The organism is Streptomyces bambusae, assembly GCF_020532645.1.
Classification (GTDB): domain Bacteria; phylum Actinomycetota; class Actinomycetes; order Streptomycetales; family Streptomycetaceae; genus Streptomyces; species Streptomyces bambusae.
Genome location: NZ_JAJAUZ010000004.1, coordinates 194,591 through 219,033 on the forward strand (window position 1 = coordinate 194,591; position 24,443 = coordinate 219,033).

Genomic DNA, 24,443 nt, shown 5'->3' on the forward strand with positions numbered 1-24,443 from the left:
GAGCCGAACCGTTCCGCACGCAGCCGCCCCCCGCATCCCCGTCCAGTCCCTACGGAGAGGACCGTCATGTCCCCCGAGGCACTTCCCGCGCTCCGCACCTCCTCCCGCCGCCCCTCCCCCTCCCGCCGCTCCTTCCTCCGGGCGGGCACCGCCGTCGCCCTCGGCCTCACGGCAGCAGGCTGCGGATTCTCGTCCGACGACGACGCGGCGGCCAAGGAGGCGGCCGAGACCCCGATCGACGTCAAGGTCGACGGCGACCTCGTCTACTTCAACTGGGCCGACTTCGTCGACCCGGCCGTCTTCAAGGGCTTCGCCGAGGAATACGGCGTCAAGGTGGTCCAGTCGAACTTCGACTCGATGGAAGGCATGGCCGCCAAGCTCAACGCCGGCAACCGCTACGACATCATCTTCCCCAGCGCCAAATGGGCCCAGCGCCTCGCCGCCGGCGGCAGGCTCCGCCGCATCGACCACGCCAGGCTGCGCAACGCCGAAGCCGTGTTCGCCGGCTACGACTACTTCGCCGACCCCTGGTACGACCGGCGCTCCGCGCACACCGTCCCGTACATCATGTACAAGACCGGCATCGGCTGGCGCCGGGACCGGATCGGCGACCTCGACGGCTCCTGGGGCGACCTGTGGAACGCCCGCGCCAAGGGAAAGGTGTTCCTCCTCGACGACCGCGACGAAGCGCTCGGCGTGGGCGCCCTCAAGCACGGCCTCCCCCTCGTCACCGAAGACCCCGACGACCTCGGGATGGTCACGGAGACGCTCCGCTCGCTCCGCCCCCACCTGCGCGGCTTCTCCAGCGACAGCTACAACAACCTGCTCAACGGCAACGCGTACATCACCCAGGCCTGGAGCGGAGACATGGCCGCCATGCTCGCCCAGGCCAAGGACCCGTCCGTGTTCGGATTCGAGACCCCGCGCGAGGGCTCGCCGGTCAACTCCGACTGCTACGCCATCCCCGCCAACGCACCGCACCCCGGCACCGCGATGCTCTTCATCGACTACATGCTCCGCCCGGAGAACGTGAAGAAGAACATCGAGTACATCGGCTACCCCATGCCGGTCCGCGGCACCGAGGCCACGTACGACGCGCTCGTCGAACCCTTCCCGCAGTGCCGCGTGACCCAAGCCGACCTGAAGGCCGACCTGTTCTACCGCAACGTCACCGCCAAGGGCGAACGGGCCCGCGACGCCGCCTGGACCCAAGTGAAGGCCGGCTGACATGGCAACGACCGACGACCGCCCGGCCATACCCGATACGCGCCCCTCAACACCCGCTCCAAGCAAGCCCGTTCGCCGCGACACCCGCCTGTGGACCTGGCTCCTGCTGCCCGGCACCCTCTGGATGACCGGCTTCCTCGTCGCCTCCCTGGTCCTGGTGGCCACCCTCGCGTTCGGCACCACCGACCCGCTCGGCAACCCCCGCTTCGGGCTCAACACCGACAACTTCGCCGCCCTCGCCGAACCCGCCTACCGGACCGTCCTGCTGCGCTCCCTCGGCTACGCCCTCATCACCTGCGTCATCTGCCTGGCCATCGCCTACCCCGTCGCCTACGCCATCGCCCTGCGCGGCGGCCGGTTCAAGAACCTGCTGATCGCCGCCATCGTCATCCCCTTCTTCGCCAACTACCTGGTACGGATGTACGGATGGTCCGTCGTCCTCTCCGACGACGGCCCCCTGCTCAAGGCGCTGCGCGCCCTCGGCATCGCCGACGCCGGCACGAGGATCCTGCAGACCGGCCCCGGAGTCATCGCCGGACTCGTCTACGGATTCGTCGTCTTCATGATCATCCCGCTGTACGCGGCGATGGAACGCATGGACACCTCGCTCATCGAAGCCGGCCGCGACCTCTACGGCGGACCGCTGCGCACCTTCTTCTTCGTCACCGTCCCCGCCACCCGGCAGGGCGCCGCCGCCGGCTGCGTCCTCGTGTTCCTGCCCGCCATGGGCGACTTCGTCAGCGCCCAGCTCATGGGAGGGCCGGACCAGATCATGATCGGCAACCTGATCCAGGACAAGTTCTTCCAGGGCCAGAACTGGCCCCTCGGCTCCGCCCTCACCATGCTCCTGATGGCCGTCCTGTTCCTCGGCCTGCTCGGCTACCTGAGGCGCGCCCGCCAGGACGAGGCGGAGGCCGTCCGATGACCGGCAAGACCGCGCCCGCCCGCCGTACGCCCGCCCGCCGCCGCGCGGCCACCCGCCGGCCCCGCTTCGCCATCGCCGTCACCGTCCTCTTCTTCGCCCTCCTCTACCTCCCCGTCGGCGTCGTCGTCCTGTTCTCCTTCAACGCCCGGAAGTCCCTCACCGTCTTCGACGGCGCCAGCCTCCGCTGGTACCGGGCCTTCTTCCGCGACGACCTGCTGCTCGACTCGCTCGGCATGAGCCTCCAGGTGTCGTTCGTGGCCATGGCGGGCTCGCTGCTCCTCGGTGTCGCCCTCGCGCTGGGCCTCGTACGCAACCGCGGACGCCTCGGCTCCCTCGCCGGCCTCGTCATGCTCGTCCCGCTGATCACCCCCGAGATCGTCACCGGGGTCGCGGCGATGCTGCTGTTCAAGGGCACCGGCATCCCCCTGTCCACGACCACCGTGATGCTCGCCGAGATCACCTTCTCGATCTCCTACGTCACGGTGATCCTGCGCTCCCGCATCGCCGCGCTCAACCCGGAGACCGAGGAAGCCGCGATGGACCTCGGCGCCACCCGCCGGCAGGCCTTGCGCCTGGTCACCCTGCCGGCGCTGCTCCCCAGCATCCTCGCGTCCGCGGTCCTGATCTTCGCCCTGGTCTTCGACGACTTCGTGCTCGCCTACTTCACCACCGGCGTCGACCCGCAGCCGCTGTCCGTGCGCATCTACTCGGCGATCCGGTTCGGCGTCCAGCCCACCATCAACGCCGTCGGCACCCTCATGCTCGCCGGATCCATCGCGCTCATCGCCCTCGCCCTCGCCATCCCGCGCCTCTTCGGCCGACGCGGCGGCCTCGATCTTCTCTCCGGGGAGTGACACCCATGCCCGCCCACCCCGCAGTCCGCCTCGACCACGTCGGCAAGCAGTACGACCGCACCGGCGCCTTCGCCGTACGGGACCTCGAACTCGACATCACCCCGGGCGAGTTCTTCTCCCTCCTCGGCCCCTCCGGGTGCGGCAAGACGACCCTGCTGCGGATGATCGGAGGCTTCGTCGACCCCACCGAGGGCAGCGTGCTGCTCGACGGCGAGGACGTCACCGGACTCCCGCCGAACAAGCGCAACGTCAACACCGTCTTCCAGAGCTACGCCCTCTTCGACCACCTGTCGCTCGCGGACAACGTGGCCTTCGGCCTCAAGCGCAAGGGCGTCGCCCGCGCCGAGATCCGCGAACGGGTCGGCGCCATGCTCGACCTCGTCCAGCTGGGCCACCTCGCCGACCGCAAGCCGGCCACCCTCTCCGGCGGGCAGCGGCAGCGGGTCGCGCTCGCCCGCGCGCTCGTCAACCGGCCGCAGGTGCTGCTGCTCGACGAACCGCTCGCCGCCCTCGACCTCGCGCTGCGCCGCCGGATGCAGGTCGAGCTGAAGCAGATCCAGCGGGAGATCGGCATCACCTTCGTCTTCGTCACCCACGACCAGGACGAGGCCCTCACCATGTCCGACCGGGTCGCGGTCATGAACCAGGGCCGCATCGAGCAGTGCGGCACCCCCGAGGACGTCTACGAGCGCCCCACCAGCACCTTCACCGCGTCCTTCATGGGCACCTCCAACCTGGTCCCCGGCACCTACCGGGCCGGCGCGGTCCACCTCGACGAGGGCCCGGCCCTGCCCGTCGGCCCCCGCGCCGGACTCGCGGACGGTACCCGCGTCAACCTCTCCATCCGCCCCGAGAAGATCTGGCTCTCCGACTTCGAACCGGACATGGCCCAGACCACCGGCACCGTCCGCGAAACGGTCTACTCGGGCCCCACCACCACGTACCTCATCGACCTGGCCCCCGGCATCACCGTCTCCGTCCTCGAACAGAACACCGTCCGCTCCCGCCGCGAGGACCGCTGGTCCGGCGGCGAACAGGTCGACCTGGCCTGGAAACCGGAACACTGCCTGGTCCTCGACTGACCCCCGCCCGCTCGCCCAAGCAGGTCCCATTCCAGCCCCACCCGCACTCCAGACCGGCGGCCGCACCGATTCCGGCCCTGTCCGTGCTTCAGGCCGGCGGCCGGTCCGACCGGCCCCGACCGCGCTCCAGGCCGACAGCAGCCGGGCGAACTCCGGCCCCGTCCCCGCTTCAGGCCTGCGGCCGGGCACACTCCGGCCGCGCCCGCGCTTCAGGACGGGGCCGGGCACGTTCCAGCCCCGCCGGCGTTTGAGGCGCGGGGTCCGGGGCGGAGCCCCGAAGGGCCCGGCCGGATTGCGCGCCCCGCATCCCGGACCGGGCGGGGCGCGTCACACCTCCGCCCGCGCTCCCGAGCCGGGCACGTTCCAGCCCCGCCGGCGTTTGAGGCGCGGGGTCCGGGGCGGAGCCCCGAAAGGCCCGCCGGATTCCGCACCCCGCAAGGCCCTGCGGCCGCCACCCACCCCACCCGCCCCCAAAGAACGGCCCGCCATGACCCACCACGACGTCATCATCCTCGGCGCCGGCCTGGCCGGCCTCACCGCCGCCCGCACCCTCGCAGCGGCCCGAACCGACGTCCTCCTCCTGGAGGCCCGCGACAGAATCGGCGGCCGCGTCGAACAGACCACCCTCCCCGACGGCCGCCTCGTCCAGCTCGGCGGCGAAGTCGTCGGCCGCGCCCACACCGCCTACACCGGCCTCGCCACCGAACTCGGCCTCACCCTGGTCCCCAGCTACGTCGCCGAACCCGGAGCCCTCACCCGCGCCACCCCCGAAGCCGTCTCCGCCGGCGACCCCCCGCACTGGTTCGGCCCCGGCGACGACGCCTCCCACCGCAAGGCCACCGCCGCCTTCACCGCGCTGGCCCGCACCGTCGACCCCGACGACCCCTGGTCCCACCCCGACGCCCCCGCCCTCGACCGCCTCTCCGTCGCCGCCTGGCTCCGCGCCGAAGGCGCCACCCCGGCCGTCGTCCGCCTCTGGGAGATCGGCCAACTCGCCCTCGCCGACGGCTCGTACGAACGCACCTCCCTGCTCGCCGCCCTCCGCAAGCACGCCGCGGTCCCCGCCGCCGACGACAGCCACTACGCGTACGACGCCTGGGAAGGCCTCCGCGTCGCCGAGGGCTCGGCCACGGTCGCCCACCGCCTGGCCGACGGTCTCCCCGGCCGCATCCGCACCGGCGCCCCCGTCGAAGCCGTCACCGTCCGCCGCACCGGCGGCAGGTGCACCGTCCGCCTGGCCGGCGGCGAAACCCTCACCGCCGACGCCATCGTCAGCGCCCTGCCCGTCGGCCCCTTCCGCCGCATCACCGTCACCGGAGTCTCCGACGGACGCCTCGACTCCCTCCACCGCCAACGCCAGGCCGTGGCCGCCAAGTTCACCGCCGCCTACGCCGAACCCTTCTGGCGCGCCCGCGGCCGCAGCGGCCTCTCCGAGAACGAGGGCGTCCTCGGCAGCACCTGGCCCCAGAGCCACGGCATCCTCTCCGCCCTCGTACCCCCCGAGCGCTACGGCGTCCTCCTCGGCATCCCCGCCGCACAGCGCGTCCCCGAACTCCTCGCCGACGTCGCCCGCCTCTACGGCGAAGAGGCCCACCACCCCCTCGCCACCCACATCCGCCTCTGGGGCACCGACCCCTGGACCCAGGGCTACGTCACCCAGTGGGCCCCGGGCGACGTCATGGCCGTCGGCCCCCGCCACGGCACCCACGAACCCCCGTTCTACGTCTGCGGATCCGACCAGTGGGCCGCCGGCTACATGGAAGGCGCCGTACGCACCGGACGCGCCGCCGCGAAGGAGGCCCTGCGCCGTGGCTGACACCCTGCACAACCACATCGGCGGCGAAGACCGCCCCGCCGCCTCCGGCGAGACCACCGCCCTCACCGACCCGGCCACCGGACTGCTGCACGGCCACGCCCCCCGGTCCGGCCGCTCCGACACCGACGCCGCCTGCGCCGCGGCCGCCGCCGCCCTCCCGCACTGGTCGGCCACCACCCCCGCCACCCGGCAACGCGCCCTGCTCGCCCTCGCCGACGCCATCGAGGACCACGCCGACGCCTTCACCGAAGCCGAATGCCGCGACACCGGAAAACCTGCCGACCGCTTCCGCACCGACGAACTCCCCGCCACAGCCGACGCCGTACGGTTCTTCGCCGGTGCCGCCCGCAGCCTCCCGGGCGCCGCAGCCGCGGAGTACACCGACGGCCGCACCTCGCTGCTGCGCCGCGAACCCGTCGGCGTCTGCGCCCAGATCACCCCGTGGAACTACCCGCTGATGATGGCCGCGTGGAAGATCGCCCCCGCGCTCGCCGCCGGCAACACCACCGTCCTCAAGCCCGCCGACACCACCCCCTCCTCGGCCGTCCTCCTCGCCCGCCTCGCCGCCGGGATCCTGCCACCGGGCGTCCTCAACGTGGTCTGCGGCGACCGCGACACCGGCCGCGCCCTCGTCTCCCACCCCGCCGTCGCCCTGATCGCCGTCACCGGCAGCGTCCGCGCCGGCCGTGAGATCGCCGCCGCCGCAGCCGCCGACCTCAAGCGCGTCCACCTCGAACTCGGCGGCAACGCACCGGTCATCGTCCACGAGGACACCGACGTCGACGCCACCGCCGCCGCCCTCGCCGAAGTCGCCTACTACAACGCCGGCCAGGACTGCACCGCCCCCACCCGCCTCCTCGTCCACCACCGCATCCACGACGCCTTCCTCGCCGCGTTCACCGCCGCCGCCCGCGCCCTCCGCCCCGAGACCGACCTCGGCCCCCTCAACAACGCCGCCCAACTCGCCTCCGTACAGGGCCTGCTGGACCGCCTCCCGGCGCACGCCGAGATCGTCGCCGGCGGCACCCGCCTCCCGCGCCCCGGCTACTTCCACGAACCGACCGTCGTCGCCGGCGTCCGCCAGCACGACGAGATCGTCCAGGAGGAGATCTTCGGCCCGGTCGTCACCGTCCAGCCGTTCACCGGCGAACCCGAAGCCCTCCGCCTCGCCGACGACGTCCGCCACGGCCTCGCCGCGAGCGTCTGGACCCGCGACCACGACCGGGCCATGCGGGCCACCCGAGCCCTCCACACCGGCATCGTCTGGGTCAACACCCACGGCACCACCGTCTCCGAAATGCCCCACGGCGGCCCCAAACACTCCGGCCACGGCACCGACCTCTCCCTCACCGGCCTCCTCGACTACACCCACCCGAAGCACGTCATGCTCTGACCCCGGAGCGCTTCCCCCGGCCACCCGGCCGACCGGCCGACAATCACGGCGTGGACACCGCAGACGCACTCGCCCGAGGCCGCCGCTGCCACGCCGCCGAGCAGTGGCGCGACGCCTTCGACCAGCTCGGCGCCGCCGCGGCGGACACCCCGCTCGGCCCCGCCGACACCGAGCGGCTGGCCCAGGCCGCCTACATGCTGGGCCTCGACGAGGAGTACGCCGCCGGCCTGGAGCGCGCCCACGCGATGTGGCTCGACGCCGGCGACGTACCCCGCGCGGTCCGGTGCGCGTTCTGGACCGGCCACAGCCTGCTCTTCCGCGGGCAGGGCGCCCGTGCCGGGGGCTGGTTCGCCCTGGCGGACCGCCTCCTGGCCGACGACGGCCGCGACTGCGTGGAACGCGGCTACCTGCTGATCCCCGACTGGCTGCGCCACATGGGCAAGGGCGACTGGGAGACCGGCCGCACCCTGACCGCCGAGAGCGCCGCCGTCGCCGAACGGTTCGGCGACACGGACCTCCTCTGGCTGGCCCGCAGCGAACACGCCCGGGCCCTGGGGAACCTGGGCCGCACCGCCGAAGGCATGCGGCTCGTCGAAGAAGCCCTCGTCGTCGTCGAGTCCGGCGCCGTCTCACCCATCGTCCGCGGCATCCTCTACTGCAACACCATCGCGTTCTGCCGCGACCTGCACGAGCTGCGCCACGAACGCGACTGGACCGAGGCCCTCGGCGACTGGTGCGCAGGCCGCCCCCAGATGGTCGCCCACAACGGCCTGTGCCTGGTTCACCGCGCCGAAGTGATGCAGTACGGCGGCGCCTGGCCCGACGCCCTCGCCGAAGCCCGCCGCGCCGCCACCCGCTACACCCGGGGCGTCCTCAACCGGATCGCCTCCGGCCAGGCGCACTACCGGCAGGCCGAGATCCACCGCCTCCAGGGCCGGCTGCCCGAAGCGGAACAGGCCTACCAGGAAGCCCACCGCCTCGGCTTCGACCCACAGCCCGGCCTCGCCCTCCTCCGCCTCGCCCAGGGCGCCCCCGACACCGCCGCAGCCGCCATCCGCCGCGCCGTCACCGAGCACAGCCGCGACCTGGAACGCGCCGCGCTGCTCCCCGCGTACGTCGAGGTCATGCTGGCGCAGCCCACCGGCCCCGGCTCCCGGTCCGCCCTCGACGACGCCGCCGCGGCCGCAGACCGCCTGCACGCCATCGCCGAGCACCGCGACAGCGAACTCCTGCGCGCCACCGCCGCCCACAGCACCGCCGCCGTGGCCCTGGCCCGCGGCGACGCACCCGCCGCCCTCGGCGCCGCCCGCCGCGCCTGGCAGGCCTGGCAGGACCTCGAAGCCCCCTACGAAGCGGCCCGCGCCCGCGTCCTGATCTCCCGCGCCTGCAGTGCGCTGGGCGACGAGGACACGGCCGCCCTGGAGCGCGCCGCCGCCGACGCCGTCTTCGCAGCCCTCGGCGCCGCCCCGCAGCCCCCGGCCCCGCAGCCCCCCGGCCACGTCCTGTCGGCCCGCGAGCAGGAAGTCCTGCGCCACCTCGTCGACGGCGCGAGCAACCGCCGGATCGCCGCCGCCCTGTCCATCAGCGAGCACACCGTCGCCCGCCACCTGCAGAACATCTTCGCCAAGCTGGGCGTCTCCTCGCGCACCGCGGCCAGTACCTACGCCCTCACCCACGGCCTGGTCCGCCCCGCTGCTGAGGATTGACCACGCGCCCCGCCGGCTCTGGTGCATGCGGTCGATGTGCCGCCCCGGCCGCCCGCCGTAGCGTCGGAGCATCCGTTCCGACCGAGGAGGCGACCACCATGTACGTCATCGCCCAGCACAAGGTCATCGACCCGGAAACGGCCTTCCCCCGCGGCCAGGCCCTGATCGACGGCACCGGAGCCCCCGACGGCACCCGGGTCCTCCAGTTCTACCCGCACACCGGCGGCACCGCCGTCACCTGCCTGTGGGAGACGCGTTCCGTCCCCGACGTGCAGGACTACGTCGACACCGTCCTCGGCGACTCCGCCGTCACCACCTGCTACGAGGTCGACGGGCAGCGCGCCTTCGCCGACCGGCCCCTGGGCCTCAACCCGGCTCCGGCCCCGGTCGCCGGATAGCCCGGGGCCGTCAGCCGGCTCCGCCCGGTTCCCGGGGCAGCAGGCCGAAGGCGTGGTCGGCGTCCGCCACCGCCTCGGGGTAGACCTCGTCCGCGGTCCGGCCGCCCACGATGCGCTGCCAGTTCTCCGAGGCCAGGATGCGCTCGGTGGCGACCACCTGGCCGGCCAGCAGGGCCGCGGTGATCCCGCGCTGCCCGCCGCCGAGCGCATCGCGCAGGGCCGCGGCGAGGACGTCCTCCGCCTCGGCCAGGTACCGGGCGACGCGCGCCACGAGACCGGGCGTGGAGTACACGAGGGTGTGGAAGGCGAGGACGTCCTCCTCGTCGTTGAGCCCGGTGATGGGGTCCCGGTCCGCGAGGCCGGCCAGGAAGTGCCGGTGCAGCGCGTCGACCGGCGACACCCCCGCGGGCCGCCCGGTCACCACTGCGCAGCGCACCGTCCCGTGGTCGGCGAACCGGTGGACGACCAGGTCCTCCTTCGTCGGGAAGTACTTGAACAGCGTGGGCTTGGACACCTCGGCCGCCGCCGCGATGTCGACCACCGGCACGTGGTCGAACCCGTGCTCCAGGAAGAGGGAGATCGCCACATCGGAGATCGTCTGGCGGGTCTTCTGCTTCTTGCGTTCCCGCAAACCCATGGGCTCTGACACGGCTCCACCGTAACACGGCCTTTACCGGGGCAATTGGCTTACCAAGTATGAAAACTGACCCGGTTGTCCATCGCGGAAACGATGCCGGCCGCGCCCTGGCTCAACCGGCCAGCGGCTCCGGCAGCGGACGGCGGTGCAGCACGTCGAGCCGGGACACCGCCCGGGTCACGACCACGTACAGCCGGTTCAGTCCCCGTGGTTCGGCCTCGACGATCGCCGCCGGCTCCACCACCACGACGTGGTCGTACTCGAGGCCCTTCACGACCGTGGCCGCCAGCACCGTCACCCGCGCGGCCGCGCCGACGTCCTCGGCGCCCGCCGCTTCGATGCCGGCCGTGCGCAGCGCCGCCGCCACCCCGGCGACCTCCCCGTCCGCGGCGATCACGGCGATCGATCCCTCCCGTTCGAGGGCCGCCCGGACCGCGGTGACGGCCCCGGCGGCGATGTCCGCGACCCGGCGCACCGTCAGCTCCCCGTCGTGCCGCAGCGACCGGGCCGGCGGCACGTCCGCGTCCAGCGCACCCACCAGCCGGTTCGCCAGCTCCATCACGGCGGCCGGCACCCGGAAGCCGGTGGTCAGCGGCACCACCGCCGCCCGCTCCTTGCCCAGGTGCCCCAGCTGCTGCCGCCAGGTGCGCGCCGCCCACGGCGCGGTGGCCTGCGCCAGGTCGCCCAGCACCGTGACCGAGCCGAAGGCGCTGCGCCGGGCGATGGCCCGGCACTGCATCGGGGACAGGTCCTGGGCCTCGTCCACGACCACGTGCCCGTAGCCCTCGGGGCGTTCGATCAACCCGGCGACCTCGTCGAGGAGCAGCATGTCCGCGGCCGACCACCGGACGTTCCTCCCCGTCCGTGGCGGCCCGGCCCACAGCAGGTCCGCCTGCTCCGCCGCGTCGAACACGCCCTCGGCCGCGGCCGCCAGCACCGCGGCGTCACCCAGCAGCGACGCCACCACCTCCTCCGGACGGGCCGCCGGCCACGCCGCTTCGAGGAACGCCGCCACCGGTCCGGACCGGCCGATCCTCCGGGCCCAGGTGTCGCTCCTGGGTCCGACCCGCCGCTCGGCCTGCTGCCGGACCAGCGCCACCACCCGGGTCCGCACGTGCTCCCGCCCGGCCGAGTACGGCACGCCCTGCGCCCGTACGTCGTCGATCACCTGCGCCAGCTCGTTCGACGCGACCCGCCAGCGGTACGAGCCGTCGGTGAGGGCGAGGGACTCCTCGGGGCGGCGGACCCGGGCGTACAGGGCCCGTTCCAGCACCACGGCCATCCGGTCGCCGTGCTTGAGCGAGGCCACGTGCTCCGGGTCCGTCCGCTGCACCGGCTGCCGGGCGACCACGTCCGCCACGGTGAGTTGCGCGACGTCGATCTCGCCGAGGGAGGGCAGCACCTCGGAGATGTACCGCAGGAAGGTCCGGTTCGGGCCGATGATCAGCAGACCGCTGCGCTGGAGGCGCTCGGGGAAGGTGTAGAGGAGGTAGGCGGCGCGGTGCAGGCCCACAGCCGTCTTGCCGCTGCCCGGCGCGCCCTGCACGCACACCGACTCGCCCAGCCCGCTGCGGACCAGGTCGTCCTGCTCCGGCTGGATGGTGGCGGCGATGTCGCGCATCGGGCCGAGGCGGGGGCGCTCGATCTCGGCGGCGACGATGGCGCTCGCCGCGTCGGCCGCGTCGGCCGCATCGGCCGCGGACGAGTGGCCGAGGCGTTCGTCCTCCAGCCCGGTCAGGTCCTCCGGAGCGCCGTGGCTCCACGGGGCCCAGCCGAACCGGCGGCGCACCGAGACCCCCCGCGGGTCGAGGGCTCCGGCCTGGTAGTACGTACGCGAGACCGGCGCGCGCCAGTCGATCACCAGGGGCGGTGCGGCCGGGTGCTCGGAGACCCGGCGCCGGCCGACGTAGTAGCGCTGCCTGCGGTGGTCGCCCGCGGCCTCGCTGTCCTCGAAGTCGAGACGGCCGAAGAACGGCGGCCCGTCGGGCTCCTCGGCCATCTGCCGGGCCCGGGTCCGCAGGTACCGCCCGAGCGCTTCGGCGCTGGCCCCGTCACCCGAAACGTCCTCGCCCGCACTCACCTGGTGCCCCGCGTCCGCCACCTGACGACCCATCACCCCCCGGCACGCCGCGACGTACGCACGCTCCGCCGCCAGTTCCTCCCCGAGCCCCCCGGCCTCCCGACCCTGCACCGCCATCGCCCGACCCCTCTCCCCGGTACCGACCCCGCCCCGCCGCTCGACAGCATCGGACGACGGGTTCTCGAGTGCAGCATAACTTAACCAAGTCAATATATTGGCCAGGTTGCCTTATCTGCCGGGCTGATCGACGCCGCACCCGTAAGTCCAGTCACACTCGAACCCCCCTGACCCCGCCCCGGGAACCGTTGTAGGCTCCGGGCGTCGCCCTTGACCTGCGGGAAGCAGGCAGGGAGCAGAGAGATCGGGAGTCGTTCCATGCTTCGCACCATGTTCAAGTCCAAGATCCACCGGGCCACCGTGACGCAGGCCGACCTGCACTACGTGGGGTCCGTGACCGTTGACGGCGAGCTGATGGAGGCGGCGGATCTGCTGCCCGGGGAGCTCGTGCACATCGTCGACATCGACAACGGGGCCCGGCTGGAGACCTACGTGATCGAGGGGGAGCGGGGGTCCGGGGTCATCGGGATCAACGGGGCCGCCGCGCATCTCGTGCACCCCGGGGACCTGGTCATCCTGATCAGCTATGCGCAGGTGGACGACGCCGAGGCGCGGGCCCTGAAGCCGAAGATCGTGCACGTGGACGCGGACAACCGGATCGTGGAGCTGGGCGAGGACCCGTCCGCCCCGGTGCCCGGCAGCGACCAGGAGCGCAGCCCGCACGCCGTCGCCGGGTGAGAGGGACGGGTCATCGCAGGCCCGGACGGGTGAGCGCGGCCCTGCCGCGGGGGCGGGGCCGCTCGGGCGGTCCGATTCAGGACTGCACGGCGAGGACGCAGAGCTCGTGGTCCTCGGGGTCGGTCAGGCAGGCCCACGGCACGTCGCCCTGGCCGAGGTCGAGGTCGCAGGCGCCCAGGCGGCGCAGCCGGTCGACCTCCGCGGCGGTGTCGTCACCGGAATACGGCAGCAGGTCGAGATGGACGCGGTCCGGCGCGGTCTTCGTGTCCGGGGTCCGGGTGAACCTGAGGTACGGGCCGACGTCCTTGGCGGAGCGCAGCACCGCCAGGGTGTCGGTCACCTCCAGCAGGGCCCAGTCCATCGCCTCGCCCCAGAACCGGGCCATGGCCCGCGGATCGGTGCAGTCGACGACCACCGCGGCGATCGGGCCGGTGTCCCGGTGGGCCTCCCGGGGCTCCAGCACGCAGAACTCGTTGCCCTCGGGGTCTGCGAGGACCGTCCACGGCACGTCGCCCTGGCCCACGTCGGCCGGCGTCGCGCCGTGGGCCCGCAGGCGCGCGACCAGCTCCGCCTGATGGTCGGCCGAGGTCGTCGCGAGGTCGAGGTGGACCCGGTTCTTCACCGTCGACTTGAGTGCCGGGACGGGAACGACGTCGATGCCGAGGACGACCGGGTCCGGCCAGACCAGGCCGCCGGGCGGTCCGACGTACGTGGTCACGCCGGGGCTGTACGCAGTCCAGCCGAGAGCCTCCGCCCAGAACCGGCCGACCGCCGAGGGGTCGAGAGCCTTGATGTTCACGTGAGCAGGTCGCAATGCCATGCCGGCGATCCTATGGGTCCGTCCGGCGGCGCAGGCGCGGATCGGGCGACCGGGGCGAGAACGAGTCCCCGCCGGCCGTCGCAGCGGGCCGGGACGGTTCCTGCCCCCTCGTGAAGGTGCCGGCATCCACGCGGTGACCCCCGCCCGGTGACCCCTGCCCGGTCACCCCCCACCCGGTCACACCCCCCGCGGCGGCCGGCCCGTGCCACGGGTATCGGGCGGGTGTCCAAAGGGGAACGGGCCGGGAAGAGGGGTTGGAAGCATAGGCGGCGTCAAGTAATCCGTCTTTCCCGAGGAGTCCACGGCAACGGCTGAGCCGGTGCGCCGCAGCCACCCGTTGCGGCCCGGATGTCCAGCCGTCTGGAAGGCCGACGCTGCACCGGGCGCTGGACCGCGTCCCTTACGATCGACCGCCATCGGGGGAAACACCATGCCCGTCCGGGTGCTCATCTGCGACCATCTGCCCGTCATCGCGGCCGGTCTCAAGACCCTCCTCGACACGGTGCCCGACATCGAAGTGATCGGTACGACCCAGAACGGCATGGAAGCCATCGTCCTCGTGCGGACCACGCGGCCCGACGTCGTGGTCACGGATCTGAACCTCCGGACGATCTCCGGAGTCGAGCTGATCCGCAGGCTCGGCAAGGAGGACGAGCCGCCCAACGTCGTCGTGTTCACCGCGTCCGACGCCGATCAGACCGTGAGCGACGTGCTGCACGCCGGGGCGAGCTGCCTGCTCGGCAAGGACGCGAGCCCGCAGGAGCTGATCGCCGCGATCCGGGCGGCAGCCGCCGGGCAGACCATGCTGGCCCCGGACATCGCCCGGCGCCTGGTCACCTGGTTCCGCGCGCAGCCGGAGCCCCGGCCCGCCGCAACGTGCCCGGAAGTGACCGAACTGACCCCGCGGGAGAGGGAAGTGACCAAGATGGTGGCGCGTGGCATGTCCACCGAAGAGGTGGCCCGGTCGCTGGTCATCGGTGAGGCCACGGTCCGTACGCACCTCTATCGCGTACGCACCAAACTCGGCGTGCGCGACCGTGCCGAGCTCGTGTCACTGGCCTATCGGACAGGGCTCATCCACTCGGCCGGACGGCACTTCGGCGACGGGGCACTCGTGTCCTCGGAGGATCTGCGGGCCGGCTGACCGGCTACGACCGGGCCGCCGCGTGGAAAGGAAACTACGAGGAGACCGGCCCGGATACGTCCGCGACAGGTTCATGGGAGAGGACGCATCGTGTTGAAGTCCCTCCGTTCGAATGCGAATTCTGATTACCCGGAAGCGGCGACGGACGTGCCAGTCTTGGCCGAAGTCGAATAACCGCCACCACAGTTCAATGCCGCCGGCGAAGAGGGGGAATTCGTGGGACACGCACAGGAGAAGATCCCGGTGATCGCCATGTGGAGCGGGGCGGCCGAGGCGGACCCGGCCGTGCGGGCCTGCCGCGACCACCGCCTGCCGCACCACGAGAAGCTGCGCGCCGCTGCACTCCGGCCGTGATGTCTCCAGGAATCGTCAGCATGATCACCTGGCGGGTGCGCTGCACCCGGATTCGGGCTCTCAAGGTGCTCGCCCTGCGGACGAGACGGGCGAATCAGTGGGGCAGACTGGAAATCTGAACCGCCGGAGCCTGGGGCATGACCGCAGACGCGACCGCACGGACGGCCGGCTGGCCGGACGGACGGACATGATCGATGGTCCGCAACCCGAACTGTGGTGCCGCGGCCTTGAAGGCGCTCCGACGGCAGCCGGCCGACGAGAACGACGCCCGGCGGGAGGTGCGCGAGACGCCGGCCGAGGACCGGCGCGCCATCGCCGCCGTCGACAACCACCACCTGCCGTCTCGTCCCCCCGCCCCGGCCGCCGACCTCTGCTGCTGCGCCGCTGCGGCCGCCGCCGGGACGACCCGGCGCGGCCGGAGCCGGCTGCGCGGCCCCGGCCGGCATCGTGCACCACGCCACGGCGCTCCGCGGCACAGGACGAGGACCGCAAGGCCGATTCCGAACTGCGGCGAGGGCGGCCGCTTCCTGGTGACCCGCAGCGCCGAGCCGGCCGGAACACCTCGTCTCCCCCTACGACCTCACTGCGGAGCGGGTCGGCAGAGCGGTCCGTACCGCTCTCGACACGACGGCCCGCTCCGGGACGACCGATCGGAAGGAACACATCTCATGACCATGACCACGACCGAGACCACGGTGCAGGCCTGCCCGGAGTGCGAGGAGCCGGTGCAGATCGGCGGTTCGGTGCGGCTCAACGAGATCCTGGAGTGTGCGGGCTGCCGGAGCGAACTGGAGATCGTGGCGCTGAGCCCGCTGGTGCTCGCCTGCGCGCCCGAGGTCGAGGAGGACTGGGGGGAGTAGGGGCCGCGGACGCACGTCCGGCCGTGTGGACCCGCGCCCGGGTCCACACGAGCAGAACGTAGAACCCCGGCGCTCACGTCTCACCATGGAGGACAAGGATGATCACTGAAGAACAGACCCACACCGTCGCGCAGACCGCGATCGAGGCCCTGTCCGATTCCGGTGCCCATCTCGTTCGGCACGTCGACTTCTCGTCCCTGACCGGCGTCTCGGCCGACGACTGGGCCCGTTTTGCCGCGAACTGGGAATCCCTGCGGCGCGATCCCTACATGACCGACGGGGGCACGTACCGCCACCGCCGGTACGGTCAGTTCGACATCGATGTCACCACCGGTGACCTCACCCAGCTCCCGCACGGTCCGTACCGCCAGGAGGCGGACGTCAACAAGCTGCACGGCGGCGTCGACCGGGTGTACGAGCCGTTGACCGACTCGTTCGTGGCGGACCCCGTACTGCGGAAGGTGCTCCTCGGGCTGGCCGAGGTCTTCTCCGGGGTCGACGGCACCAAGAAGTGGAACGTCAAGGTGACGCCCATCCGCACCACCGCCACGACGGACCAGGCCGGTGAGCCGACGCCGGAGGGCCGGCACCGCGATGGCGTCACCTTCATCACGTCGCTGATGATCCGTCGTACCAACGTGACCGGCGGCGAGAGCACCGTCCACACGGACGACGGCGAGCAGCTCGTCACCACGACGCTCTCCGAACCCGGCGACATCCTGCTCGGCGACGACCGCCGCACCCTCCACGCGGTGACGACGGTACGTCCCGAGAACACCGGGGAACCGGGCCATCGCGACGTCCTGATCATGGCCTACGCCGCGCGCTGATCCGATCGCCACCACCCACCCGGCGACCCGACGGGCCCCGGTCCGCCACGGGCAGGCTTCAGGCCGGCCCGTGGGGACCGGGTCCGGCGAGCGGCTTCGGTGCGCAGGCGAATGCGCCCGGGAGTGTCCCAGGCCCCGCCGAGGACGGGTACGCGAAATGCGCAGCCGCAGCGACGAAAAAGTGGACGCGACGCTTCCTGGTGAATGAACTCGTGGCGGACGCACCTGGCGTCCTGCGCTCGTAGCGTGCTTCCGAAGCGGTCGGCCAGTCGTGACCGTCCCCCCTTCGACGCGCACGGCCCGGCGCGGTGTGTCCCCCTCGAACACGTCGACACGCGCCGGAATCGGTTCCGGGCCCGGCAGCGCGACCCGCCCGGGAGTCCCGCCTCGAAGCGGGAGCGAACCGCCCACTGGAGAAGTTCCGGAGGAGCAATGAGCCAAGGAAAGTCCATGACGACGAAGACATCCGCAGACCACCGGCTGCGCCCGCAGCCCTGGTGGAACCCTCAGCAGCCGTCGGGGATGCCGGTCCACCGCTACCGGCGGGCCGAGCCGCAGGAACTGCTCGCGCCCGGCACCCGTACCTGGCTCGGCCGCTCGCCCGACCGTGCGCCGCTGTGGAGCTCGGTGGACCTCCGTGACGGCAACCAGGCGCTGGCCGATCCGATGGACCTGCGGCGCAAGCGCAAGATGTTCGACCTGCTGGTCCGGCTCGGGTTCAAGGACATCGAGATCGGCTACCCGGCGGCCAGCGAGACCGAGTTCGAGTTCGTGCGCCGGCTCGTCACCGGCGGCCACATCCCCGACGACGTCACCGTCTCGGTGTTCACTCCGGCCCGCCCGGAACTGATCGAGCGCACCTTCGAGGCGATCCGCGGCACGGACCGCGCCGTCGTCCACCTCTGCCACGCCACGGCCTGTCTGTGGCGCGAGGTCGTGTTCCGCAAGACGCCCTCGGAGGTGATGGCGCTGGCCCGGGACAGCGCACGGCAGATGGTGAGACTGGCCGACCGCGCCGGGGGCGACATCCGGTTCGAGTACTCGCCGGAGACGTTCAACGTCACCGAGCCGGAGTTCGCGCTGGAGATCGCGAACACGGTGGCCGAGATCGTCGACGCCACACCGGACCGGCCGCTCATCCTCAACCTGCCGAGCACCGTCGAGATGCACGCACCCCACGTGTTCGCGGACCAGATCCAGTGGATGAGCGCGAACCTCGACCGGCGTGACGGGATCATCCTCTCGGTCCACCCCCACAACGATCGCGGAACCGCCGTGGCCGCGGCGGAGTTCGCCCTGGCTGCGGGGGCCGACCGGGTCGAAGGCACGCTCTTCGGCAACGGCGAGCGCACAGGCAACGTCTGCCTGGTCACCCTGGCGCTGAACCTGTTCAGCCGGGGCATCGATCCCCAGCTCGACCTCTCCGACCTCCCGGCCGTCCGCCGCGCCGTGGAGGAGTGCAACCAGATGCCGGTGCCCGACCGCCACCCCTACGCCGGCGACCTCGTGTTCACCGCCTTCTCCGGCACGCACCAGGACGCGATCGCCAAGGGCATGGTCCACCTGGCGGACCGGGCGGACGCCGCCGGAGTGCCGGTCGCGGAGCTGCCGTGGGACGTGCCGTACCTGCCGGTCGATCCGCAGGACCTGGGCCGGAGCTACGAGGCGGTCATCCGGGTCAACAGCCAGTCGGGCAAGGGCGGCATCGCCCATGTGCTGCGCACACGGTGGGGGATCGAGCTGCCCGAGGGGCTGCGGGCCGAATTCGGCCGGGTGATCCAGCGGGTCACCGACCTGTCCGGCAGGGAGGTCGAGCCGGGCCGGATCCGGGACGTCTTCCGCACCGAGTACTGCGACACCGGCGACTGGGCCGGCTTCGCGGCGTTCGCGTCCGGCGACGACCCGGTGGAGTCACTGCTGGCCGAGGTCCGCGCGTGCGGAGTGGACGCCCGCGTGGAGCAGACGGTCTGCGACGAGGGCGGACCGGGATCCGGCACCGAGTACGTCTGCTACACACGGCTGCTCGTGGCGCACGAGCCGGTGTGGGGCGTGGGTCTGGGCGCGACGGCGCACGCGGCGATGGTCCAGGCCGTGCTGTCGGGCTTGCGCCGCAGCGGGGCCCGGGCGGGGAACGGCCGGTCCGTACCGCAGCTGGCCGGGGCACGGGAGGGGGCCCGATGACCCGTCAGGTACCGGCGTCCTACGTCGAGCTGGAGCCCGGGCGGTTCCGCGAGGACGAAGGGCTGCACTACGAGGACTACGTCGTCGGCCAGGTCTTCGAGCACCGTCCCGGCCGCACGATCACCACGACGGACAACATCTGGAGTTCGCTGCTGAGCCTCAACCAGCACCCGCTGCACATCGACGAGGTCTACGCGTCGGGCACACCGTTCAAGAAGCTGCTGGTGTCGAGCCTGGTGACGTTCGGAATCGTGAACGGGATGACGGTCAAGACCATCAGCCAGAAGGCCGTCGCCAACCTCGGCTGGGACGGCGTCCGGCTCGTCGCACCCGTATTCGTCGGTGACACCCTCTACGCCGAAACCGAGATCCTCTCCAAGCGGCCCACCGCCTCCCGGCCCGGCGAGGGCATCGTCACCGTCCACACGGTCGGCCGCAATCAGGACGGGGTGAAGGTCATCGAGTTCGACCGCACCCTGATGGCGTCCATGCGCACCCCGCACGGTGCCGCGGACTCCCCGTCCCGGGACGGGAAGAGCCCGTGACCGGACTTCCCGTGATCAGCCTCGCCCCGGCCGAGCGGGGAGACCGGGGCAGGGTCGCCGACGAGATCTCCCGGGCCTGTGCCGAGACCGGGTTCTTCGTCGTACGCGACCACGGCATCGACCGGAAGGTCTTCGACAAGACCTACGAACTGTCCCTCGACTTCTTCCGGGGGAGAGCCGCAGAGCACGACGGGGCGTCCGGCGTGGGACGGCTCGTGCTCGGCGGCACCGAACAGATGCCCTTCCCCGCCGACAAGCGCGGGATCGCGCTGCGCGACGCGCTGAGGACCTGCGTCGCCGCTTGCCGGGCCGTCGCCGACCGGGTGACCGAGCTGCTGAGCACCACCCCGGACCCGCAGGTCACCCTGCTCACCGAGGACGGCCCCGGGCTGCAGCTGCGCGACCTGTCGGGCAACTGGATCGACGTGGACGTCCCCGGCCCGGACCGGTTCATCGTCGGGGTCGGAGACCTCAGGGCGCGTTGGTCGCACGACGCCTACGTCTCGACGCCACGACCGGCCGAGCCCGGCGACCGCCCCCGGCAGTCGATCGCCTTCTTCCGGCTGGCCAACGACGACGCCGTCGTCGAATCGTTCCCGGAGCCCGCCGGGCAACGGCCGGCCGCGTACGTGCCCGGCCGTGACGAGCAGTTCCCACCGCACAAGACGAACGCCCTTTCCGGGCGGGAGGAGATCAGGTCGTGAAGGTGCACCCCTGTCTGTTCTACGTCCCCGCATCGCGCGTCGACAAGCTGCTGAAGAACGTGCCCCGTGACTCGGTCGCACTGGTCCTCGACCTGGAGGACTCCGTTCCGAAGCAGGCGAAGCCCGTTGCCCGCCGGCAGCTCCGCGAGGTCGACCTGACCGGCACCGGCCACACCGGCGTCTCGCTGCGCATCAACAGCATCGAGACCCCCGACGGCATGCTCGACATCCAGACCATCCTCGCTCTCGGCGGGAAGATCGGCGGCCTGCCCCTGGAGACGGTGCTGGTGCCGAAGGTCTGCGATGCCCGCGACGTCGCCATCTACCGCTCGCTGTTGTCCGGCCTGCCGAAGCCGCCGGAGATCTGCAGCTTCATCGAGACCGTGGACGCCGTCGAGAACGCCTTCGAGATCGCGGCGGTCAGCGACGGCCTCTGCTTCGGACAGGCCGACCTGGTCGCGGAGATGTGGGCGCCGGACGAGTCCTACCTGGCCCACGCACGGGCCCGGATGTGCGTGGCGGCGTCCCGCTACGGCCTGCCGGCCATCGACACGAACTCCTTCGAGCTGTGGGACATGGAGACGGTCCGGGACCAGAGCGAGGCCGCGAAGCGGTGCGGCTACACCGGCAAGGCGGCCATCCACCCGAGGCAGGTCGACGTCATCGTCGAGACGTTCGGCACCGCGCCCGGGGAGGTGGACGCCCACTACCGGACCATCAAGGACTACGAGGCCGACGAGGCGGGCTTCGCCGTCAGCAAGGACCGGGTGCTCGCTCCGCCCTTCGTCCTCAAGGCACGGCGCATGATCGCGCTGCTCGACGGCATCGCCCGCCCCGTCCGCTGAGACCGAAGAACCGAGAACCGAGAACCGAGAACCGAGGAGAACATGATGAGCACCGCGATGACGGACATCGTGCAGCTGGCGATGGTCGACGTCTCCGACTACGAGGTCGAGGTCGTCGGAGGCCGGTTCGGAGCCGTGCCGGCCGAGCTGACGGCCCGCTTGGAGGAGCTGGTCGCGGACGGTGCCGGGCTGGCCGTCTGCCACGGCGTCAGCACGCTGCTGGCCGAGCACGGCATGGACATCCACGACGAGGGCGACGCCGCAGCCGCCCGGGACTACCTCGAGGCGGCCTTCCGCGCCTTCGCGGCCAAGACCGACCTCACCCGGCACACCCCGGTGGTCATGGACTACGACCAGGTGGCGAGCATGGACGTGGACGGATTCAACAAGAACACCAGCTTCACGCCCAACTCGGACCACACCGAATCGCGTGAGTTCCTCACCACCAAGTGCGTCCACTTCGACGCCGCCACGACCTTCATCGGCAACGTCTACGGCCCGAACACCAACATCGACGGCGGCCTGCCGATCGTGTGCAACACCCGCGAGTACTGCCGCACGACGGGCGTCGAGCCGGCCGATCTCGTCGAGCTGATGCCGCACAGCTACAACGTCGCGGTCCGCCAGGAACACGCCGGCACCGTCCTCGCCGACCACGCGGTCGCCCTGGACGTCGACCTGCTCAACGACATGGTCATGGTCGTCCTGAACAACGAGGTCGACGGCGGGCTCGCGCACGCGGGCTCCACCCCGACCCTTGCGGATCCTGCCAGGCCCGGCAAGCGCCCGCTGCGCCACATCGAGCTTCAGTTCGCGGACGGGCAGAACCTGGACAACTGGTACCGCTACTACCGCCTCGGCATACCGGAGGTCATCGTCACGGTGCCGGAGGCGAACACCTCGGACCACGACCGCTACCACCGGGGCGTGGACACGGCACTCGCCGCTCAGGGCCCGTCCGCCCGTGGCAACTGAGAGGCAGCCGATGGACCACCCGTCCCTCCCCTGCCTGACCCGAGGAGACGCATGCACACCCATGACACCGTGACCGACCCCGCGGCCGACACCACGATGGGGCCGCACCGGTTCCGCAACAACCAGCGCATGGTCCCTGCGGGCGAAGCCGCATGGAAGCTCGCCGGAGAGCACGGCATGCTCGACATCCGCGTCGACGCCGCGAACGGCCAGAACCGGCTGCGCGACGTGCGGACCGGCCACGAGTTCCTCAACCTCGCCTCCTGCTCCTACCTCGGACTCAACAGCCACCCCACGGTCGTCGAGGCCGGCGTCCGGGCGCTGCGGACCGAGAACGTCACGGGCCTGGCCATGGCGGAGTTCCGCATCCGGCTGGAGGCCGCGCACCGGCTGGAGGAGGAGCTCTCGGAGCTGTTCGGCACACCCGTGCTGCCCTCGATCTCCTGCGGGGTGATCAGCGCGGCCGTGCTGCCGCTGCTGGCGTCCGGACACATCACCGACACCGACCCCCTGGTCGTGGTCTTCGACCGGTTCGCGCACTTCTCGATGAACTTCGTCAAACCGGTCGTGGCCGACGAGTCCCTGGTGCTCACCTCCCCGCACAACGACATGGACTTCCTCGAAGACGTGTGCCGCAGGTACCCGCGCGTCGCGTACGTCTGCGAGGGCGCCTACTCCACGGGAGGCCTCGCGGACCTGGAGGGCATCAAGTCCCTGCAGGAGAAGTACGGCATGTACGTCTACCTGGACGACTCCCACTCCCTCTCCACCCAGGGCCCCAACGGCGAGGGCTACGCCCGGTCGGTGTTCCGGGAACTCGACGAGCGGACCATGATCGTCGCCTCGACCGCCAAGGCGTTCGGGAGCACCGGCGGAATCGCGATGCTCGGCTCGTCCAGCGTCTTCGACTTCCTCTACCGCTCCGGCCCGATGGGCTGGTCCCAGGGCATGCGCACCGCCGCCATCGGCACGACGCTGGGCAGTGTCGCCGTCCACCGTTCCCCGGAACTCGGCGAACGCCAGCACCAGCTGGCCGAGAACATCGCCCTGTTCGACCGGCGGATGAAGGGCCGCCCGATCCGCGGCGTCGGATCGCACATCAAGTTCGTCACCGTGGGCGAGAACGAGAAGGCCGTACGCCTCGCCACCGAGCTGTACCGGCGCGGCTACTACTGCTCGGCGATGTTCTTCCCGGTCGTCCCGCGCGGGCAGGCGGGCATCCGGCTGATGCTGCGCGGCGACATGACCACGGCGATGACCGAGACGTTCGTCGACACGCTGCAGGACGTGCTGGACGGATTCCTGTGACGGCCACGGCCACGGCCACGGCCACGGCCACGGTCACGGACACCGCACCCACGTCGTCCGCCCGGCTCGTCCGCTCGCTGGCCGAGGCCATGGGTGACGCCGTGCGCAGCGGGTCCGTGGCCCGGATGCTGGTCCCGCGGCGCGAGACCGTCGAGGACGCGGCGGGGGTGAAGTTCATCTCCATGCCCGCCGTGTCCCCCGACCACGACCTCTACATCAACAAGGTCGCCACGATCGTGGCGACCCCCGTGGCGGGCCGCGGCACGACCGTCACCTCGCGGGTGCCGATGTTCTCCGCCTCCACCGGCCGCCACCTCGGGATGCTGGACGGAGCCGTCGTCACCAACCTGAAGTGCGCCGCCGTGACGGCACTGGTCACCGACCGGTGCGCCGCGCCGGACAGCCGGGTCCTGGGGATCATCGGGTCAGGGGTCCAGGCCCGGCAGCAGTTCCTCGGGGTCTCGGCGGTGCGCGACCTCGCCGAAGTGCGGGTCTTCTCCCGTGACGGCCGCCGGGCCGCGGCGTTCGCCCGCGACATCGAGACCATGGCGAGCGCCGCCGGTTCCCCAGTGGAGGTCGTCGTGTGCGACTCCGCCGGGGAGGCGGGCAGCGGAGCCGACATCCTGTCGACCGCGACCACGTCGGTGACCCCACTGCCGATCCCGACGGATCTCCCCGCCCACGTCCACATCAACTGCATGGGCGCGCACACCACCGAATCCCGCGAACTGCCCGCCGATCTGCTGGGCACCAGCCTGGTGATCGTCGAAGACCTGGCCACGGCGATCGCCGAAGCCGGAGCGAGCCACTCTGCCGCCGTGGAGCTCGACGCCCTGTTCGGTCCGGGGGCGGCCCGCCTCGCGGAGCGGCGGACGGTCTTCGCCTCCACCGGGTGCGCCTACCTCGATCTGATCACCTGCGCCCACCTGATCGGCCACACGAGCCAGAGATAGGGAGTCAAGGA

General features: G+C 72.0%; 23 protein-coding genes. 20 read left to right on the top strand and 3 right to left on the bottom strand.

The window, feature by feature from the left end; all coding sequences use genetic code 11:
• The first annotated feature begins 66 nt into the window (after nt 1–66).
• The 8 genes from LG634_RS04800 to LG634_RS04835 all read left to right on the top strand — a co-directional run bounded on the left by LG634_RS04800 (nt 67) and on the right by LG634_RS04835 (nt 9,401).
• Nucleotides 67–1,227, top strand: coding sequence for a polyamine ABC transporter substrate-binding protein (locus LG634_RS04800; RefSeq protein WP_226732324.1), 1,161 nt, complete (start codon nt 67–69; stop codon nt 1,225–1,227).
• A 1-nt stretch (nt 1,228) separates the two neighbouring features.
• Nucleotides 1,229–2,152: an ABC transporter permease gene (locus LG634_RS04805; RefSeq protein ID WP_226732325.1), complete on the top strand. Its 924-nt coding sequence runs from the start codon at nt 1,229–1,231 to the stop codon at nt 2,150–2,152.
• Complete coding sequence (locus LG634_RS04810; protein WP_226732326.1) at nt 2,149–3,006, top strand: ABC transporter permease; 858 nt, start codon at nt 2,149–2,151, stop codon at nt 3,004–3,006. The genes LG634_RS04805 and LG634_RS04810 overlap by 4 nt, the downstream gene beginning before the upstream one ends.
• Nucleotides 3,007–3,011: 5 nt before the next feature.
• On the top strand, nt 3,012–4,088 hold the full coding sequence (locus LG634_RS04815; protein WP_226732327.1) for an ABC transporter ATP-binding protein: 1,077 nt from the start codon (nt 3,012–3,014) through the stop codon (nt 4,086–4,088).
• Between the two features lie 487 nt (nt 4,089–4,575).
• On the top strand, nt 4,576–5,904 hold the full coding sequence (locus tag LG634_RS04820) for a flavin monoamine oxidase family protein (RefSeq protein ID WP_226732328.1): 1,329 nt from the start codon (nt 4,576–4,578) through the stop codon (nt 5,902–5,904).
• Nucleotides 5,897–7,297, top strand: coding sequence for an aminobutyraldehyde dehydrogenase (locus tag LG634_RS04825; protein ID WP_226732329.1), 1,401 nt, complete (start codon nt 5,897–5,899; stop codon nt 7,295–7,297). Before LG634_RS04820 ends, LG634_RS04825 begins: the two co-directional genes overlap by 8 nt.
• A 50-nt stretch (nt 7,298–7,347) precedes the next feature.
• Entirely contained in the window at nt 7,348–9,003 is a 1,656-nt protein-coding gene (locus LG634_RS38160) for a LuxR C-terminal-related transcriptional regulator (protein WP_308072284.1), read from the top strand.
• 98 nt (nt 9,004–9,101) lie between these two features.
• Nucleotides 9,102–9,401 carry a hypothetical protein gene (locus LG634_RS04835; protein ID WP_226732330.1) on the top strand — a complete coding sequence of 100 codons (300 nt, stop codon included), beginning with the start codon at nt 9,102–9,104 and terminating at the stop codon, nt 9,399–9,401.
• Between the two features lie 10 nt (nt 9,402–9,411).
• Here the strand turns inward: LG634_RS04835 and LG634_RS04840 are convergent, their stop codons facing one another.
• Both LG634_RS04840 and LG634_RS04845 read right to left on the bottom strand, forming a co-directional pair.
• Nucleotides 9,412–10,050 (bottom strand): TetR/AcrR family transcriptional regulator, encoded by a 639-nt coding sequence (locus LG634_RS04840; protein WP_226732331.1) that lies wholly within the window; start codon nt 10,048–10,050, stop codon nt 9,412–9,414.
• Nucleotides 10,051–10,150: 100 nt separating this feature from the next.
• Complete coding sequence (locus LG634_RS04845) at nt 10,151–12,235, bottom strand: HelD family protein (protein WP_372482368.1); 2,085 nt, start codon at nt 12,233–12,235, stop codon at nt 10,151–10,153.
• 258 nt (nt 12,236–12,493) lie between these two features.
• On the opposite strand from LG634_RS04845, the gene panD reads away from it, so the two are divergent.
• A complete protein-coding gene (gene panD, locus LG634_RS04850; protein WP_226732332.1) occupies nt 12,494–12,913 on the top strand; it encodes an aspartate 1-decarboxylase in 420 nt (139 codons plus the stop codon).
• 76 nt (nt 12,914–12,989) lie between these two features.
• Here the strand turns inward: panD and LG634_RS04855 are convergent, their stop codons facing one another.
• Entirely contained in the window at nt 12,990–13,733 is a 744-nt protein-coding gene (locus LG634_RS04855; protein ID WP_226732333.1) for a VOC family protein, read from the bottom strand.
• A gap of 430 nt (nt 13,734–14,163) precedes the next feature.
• Between LG634_RS04855 and LG634_RS04860 the strand changes: the two genes are divergently transcribed.
• The 11 genes from LG634_RS04860 to LG634_RS04910 all read left to right on the top strand — a co-directional run bounded on the left by LG634_RS04860 (nt 14,164) and on the right by LG634_RS04910 (nt 24,432).
• Nucleotides 14,164–14,877: a response regulator gene (locus LG634_RS04860; protein WP_226732334.1), complete on the top strand. Its 714-nt coding sequence runs from the start codon at nt 14,164–14,166 to the stop codon at nt 14,875–14,877.
• 216 nt (nt 14,878–15,093) lie between these two features.
• A complete protein-coding gene (locus LG634_RS04865; RefSeq protein WP_226732335.1) occupies nt 15,094–15,231 on the top strand; it encodes a hypothetical protein in 138 nt (45 codons plus the stop codon).
• A gap of 668 nt (nt 15,232–15,899) precedes the next feature.
• Complete coding sequence (locus LG634_RS04870; RefSeq protein ID WP_226732336.1) at nt 15,900–16,091, top strand: lysine biosynthesis protein LysW; 192 nt, start codon at nt 15,900–15,902, stop codon at nt 16,089–16,091.
• Between the two features lie 98 nt (nt 16,092–16,189).
• Nucleotides 16,190–16,921 carry a 2OG-Fe dioxygenase family protein gene (locus LG634_RS04875; RefSeq protein WP_226732337.1) on the top strand — a complete coding sequence of 244 codons (732 nt, stop codon included), beginning with the start codon at nt 16,190–16,192 and terminating at the stop codon, nt 16,919–16,921.
• 450 nt (nt 16,922–17,371) lie between these two features.
• The gene (locus LG634_RS04880; RefSeq protein WP_226732338.1) at nt 17,372–19,102 is read left to right on the top strand and encodes a 2-isopropylmalate synthase; all 1,731 of its coding nucleotides are present in this window, start codon (nt 17,372–17,374) and stop codon (nt 19,100–19,102) included.
• Nucleotides 19,099–19,647, top strand: coding sequence for a MaoC family dehydratase (locus LG634_RS04885; protein WP_226732339.1), 549 nt, complete (start codon nt 19,099–19,101; stop codon nt 19,645–19,647). Before LG634_RS04880 ends, LG634_RS04885 begins: the two co-directional genes overlap by 4 nt.
• Entirely contained in the window at nt 19,644–20,351 is a 708-nt protein-coding gene (locus LG634_RS04890; protein ID WP_226732340.1) for a 2-oxoglutarate and iron-dependent oxygenase domain-containing protein, read from the top strand. The genes LG634_RS04885 and LG634_RS04890 overlap by 4 nt, the downstream gene beginning before the upstream one ends.
• Entirely contained in the window at nt 20,348–21,196 is an 849-nt protein-coding gene (locus LG634_RS04895) for an HpcH/HpaI aldolase/citrate lyase family protein (protein ID WP_226732341.1), read from the top strand. The genes LG634_RS04890 and LG634_RS04895 overlap by 4 nt, the downstream gene beginning before the upstream one ends.
• A gap of 45 nt (nt 21,197–21,241) precedes the next feature.
• On the top strand, nt 21,242–22,171 hold the full coding sequence (locus LG634_RS04900; protein WP_226732342.1) for a hypothetical protein: 930 nt from the start codon (nt 21,242–21,244) through the stop codon (nt 22,169–22,171).
• A 51-nt stretch (nt 22,172–22,222) separates the two neighbouring features.
• Nucleotides 22,223–23,479 (top strand): aminotransferase class I/II-fold pyridoxal phosphate-dependent enzyme, encoded by a 1,257-nt coding sequence (locus tag LG634_RS04905; protein WP_226732343.1) that lies wholly within the window; start codon nt 22,223–22,225, stop codon nt 23,477–23,479.
• The gene (locus LG634_RS04910; protein ID WP_226732344.1) at nt 23,476–24,432 is read left to right on the top strand and encodes an ornithine cyclodeaminase family protein; all 957 of its coding nucleotides are present in this window, start codon (nt 23,476–23,478) and stop codon (nt 24,430–24,432) included. Before LG634_RS04905 ends, LG634_RS04910 begins: the two co-directional genes overlap by 4 nt.
• Nucleotides 24,433–24,443 lie beyond the last annotated feature (11 nt).